This is a genomic window from Candidatus Culexarchaeum yellowstonense, assembly GCF_024707025.1.
In the GTDB taxonomy this organism is placed as follows: domain Archaea; phylum Thermoproteota; class Methanomethylicia; order Culexarchaeales; family Culexarchaeaceae; genus Culexarchaeum.
This window is the reverse complement of the sequence record NZ_JANGFQ010000107.1, coordinates 1-2,832: the sequence shown is the minus strand read 5'-3', so window position 1 is coordinate 2,832 and position 2,832 is coordinate 1. Positions and strand designations below refer to the sequence as shown.

Here is a 2,832-nt window from a genome sequence, read left to right as displayed (position 1 = left end):
TAACATAAAATACTTTTTGAGGAGGATTGATGAGCTTTACGTCAATGTAGTAGTTTCCAATGATAGAGTGAAGACAGCATACTTAATAAGCTCCAAGACATATCATAGGTTGAGGGGGAAGAGATGGGTTCAACGTCTCTACTAGACTTGGATGTTAAGCGAATACTCTTGAGGGTGGAGGCTTTAACTGGCATAAAACTGCCAGTGGAGGTTATTGAATTATCCATAGTGCCGGGGGAAGATGTTCTCCACGTGAGATTTAGGGAGCCTATGAAATTGGAGATTGGGGAACCACTACACCCAAAAATACACTTATATAGAGATAGGGATAGTGGGGAGATAACTGCAATTGAAATAATAAATCCAGATGAAATTTTGAAGGGTGATGTGTAAATGGTTCTGGTGAAGGTTAGGTTATATGGGGTGAGGGGGAGTTATTCCTCAACTGCCCTTAACAGATACTGGTGCTTAGGATGAGGAGGATTAAATTATCCTTTGCGGGGGGTTTGGAAGTTGAGTTTGCTGATAGGGAGAGGGCTATTAAGCAAGTTGAGGATTTCGCTGAGAAGGGTACTAGATATCCGGTTGTGGTCTTCGGTCCTGAGGGGTGTGGTAAAACTGCATGGCTAAAGCAGGCTACTGAATTGTTGAGGGAGCTTGGCTTCGAAGCAATCTATGTTGACCCTATGAGGAAGGATTTTATAGCTCACACGGACGTTAAGGAGCTTGTCAAGAGGTTTACTGGGGCTGCTTTGGAGGCTGTTGGAGTTGCTGAGTTGAAGCTTGCCACTTTAGCTATAGATGCAGTTAAGTGGTTGATAAGGGATTGGGGGAAGAGGAGGGTTGCGGTACTGGTTGATGATGTTTTCCAAGCCATAGGAATTGATAAGGCAGCTAGATATGTTAAAGGATTATTGGGCTTAGTTGAATATCCACCTGAAGGTTATGAGAAGATAGTTGTAATTGCATCTACAAGTGAGGGATTCTCTAGGAGGGAGATTGGTAGGCATAGGTGGAGTGAAATTATGCCAATGTGGAATATGTGTGAGAAGGGTTTCAGGGAGTTATATGAGGAGATACCAAATCCCAAACCGGAATTTGAAGATGTTTGGAGATTAACTGGTGGCAACCCCGATATGCTCTCAAAACTCTATGAAGCTGAGTGGAGTGTAAACAGGGTTATTACTAAGCTTATTGGGGGTAAGGAGATAACATCCAGTTTTATTTGGAAGTGGAAGAGCTGGCTTGAGGAAGCTGTTAATGATCCAGATTACCTGTGGAAAGCTGACGTCCCAGAAGAGCTTGTGAAGGAACTTATAGCTAGGAATCTAATAGTGTATAATGTGTATGATAGAGAGGGATGGTTATGGATTGATGAACCTCCACCGGAGAGGGATGTTGAATTGGGAATTGGAAAATATGTTGCATGGCAAACACCAATACATAGAGAAGCAGTTAAGAAGGCAATAACACAATGTTGACAATATTACGAAGTATGCTAGGGCCAAGAAGACATACTTTGAAATTTAATGGTAAAGGGTTTCAGTTAAATATTGAATGATGTTGTTTCCTAGGTTGTGTTATGAGCGCTGGTAGAAGGCTAAATAGAGGGGAAGTCATAGAAAAGCTTCGCCAACTTCTAGCTGATTTCCCTGAAGTTGTATTTGCAATTCTCTTTGGGAGTTTAGCTACTAAGGGATTTAGCTTTCACGATGTTGATATAGCTGTGAAGGTGGAGGCTGAAGACAAATACGTAATATTAGCTAAGCTTGTTGAAGAGGCTTCTGAAGTGCTGGGTGTAGAGGGGGGGATTGATTTGGTCGACCTCGATAGAGCAGATCCCATGTTGAAGGCAAGGGTTTTGGTGGAGGGAATTGTAATAATTGATAGGAGGGGTTTTAGGGGGGAGCTACTCAGAGAGCTCAATCAAGTGCCACTGGAATACTGGGAGTATGCAGTTCTCTCTCTAGAAGAGTGGTTGAAGTCAGATAACCCGATGCCCATAGATGCTGGAATTGTAAAGGCAAGGATTGACTTCATAAAGTCTGAAATTGATTTCCTTGAGGAGTATGTAATGTCTAAAGGTGTTGCTGAAGTTGAATCTTCACCAATACTCAAAAGGTTACTTGAGAGGGGGTATCAACTCATAGTTGAAGCATTAATTGATGTGTGTAGACATATAGCTTCAGCAAAGGGTTGGAGAACTGCGGGAACAGCCAAAGATTACATATTGGAATGCGCAAAGCATGGGGTAATACAAACAGCGCTGGCAGAAGAGTTAACACGCCACACAACGTTAAGAAACATCATAATCCACAGGTACCTAGCCATAGATTATGAGAAGCTATATGAAGAAGCTCAAAAACTACTCAAACATGTAGCAGAATTTGAGAAATACATACGCGAATTTATACGAAAGGAGCTTAAACATACAATTTAAAAAATCAATTTTACAATGCAATTAAACTATATTTTAAAGGAATTCTATGGAAATCCTTTTATAAATTTCACGTATATTATATTTTTAGGTTGGGCATGCCCATAGATTGCATAGATTACTTTGAGCTTAAGTGTGTTTGGGTTAAGGCTTGTAGGAATGGTAACATTCGTAAGTTAAATCCTTTTGAAAGGGGGCTTTTTAGGGCATGCCTAACCTACACCAAATTGAATGGCATAATAATCAATAAAACGGTTCTAGACATGCTTAAAAGATTAATTGAAGTTTTAACGACAACTCCACGTAGGGAAGCTTTAAAACAAGGTTTTGAGAAGGTTAAGAGTCTAGTTAAGAATAGCCTCCTAATAAAAGTGTTCCCTAAAATATTGGATTGG

General features: G+C 40.5%; 4 protein-coding genes. All 4 read left to right on the top strand.

Annotation, left to right across the window (positions count from 1 at the left end):
- Window positions 1–123: 123 nt before the first annotated feature.
- Complete coding sequence (locus MRT15_RS09105) at window positions 124–393, top strand: hypothetical protein (protein WP_304329774.1); 270 nt, start codon at window positions 124–126, stop codon at window positions 391–393.
- 80 nt (window positions 394–473) lie between these two features.
- A complete protein-coding gene (locus tag MRT15_RS09100) occupies window positions 474–1,481 on the top strand; it encodes an ATP-binding protein (RefSeq protein ID WP_304329773.1) in 1,008 nt (335 codons plus the stop codon).
- A 101-nt stretch (window positions 1,482–1,582) separates the two neighbouring features.
- Window positions 1,583–2,440 (top strand): HepT-like ribonuclease domain-containing protein, encoded by an 858-nt coding sequence (locus MRT15_RS09095; protein ID WP_304329772.1) that lies wholly within the window; start codon window positions 1,583–1,585, stop codon window positions 2,438–2,440.
- Window positions 2,441–2,535: 95 nt separating this feature from the next.
- The coding region (locus tag MRT15_RS09090) for a hypothetical protein (protein ID WP_304329771.1) at window positions 2,536–2,832 on the top strand (297 nt) is incomplete at its 3' end.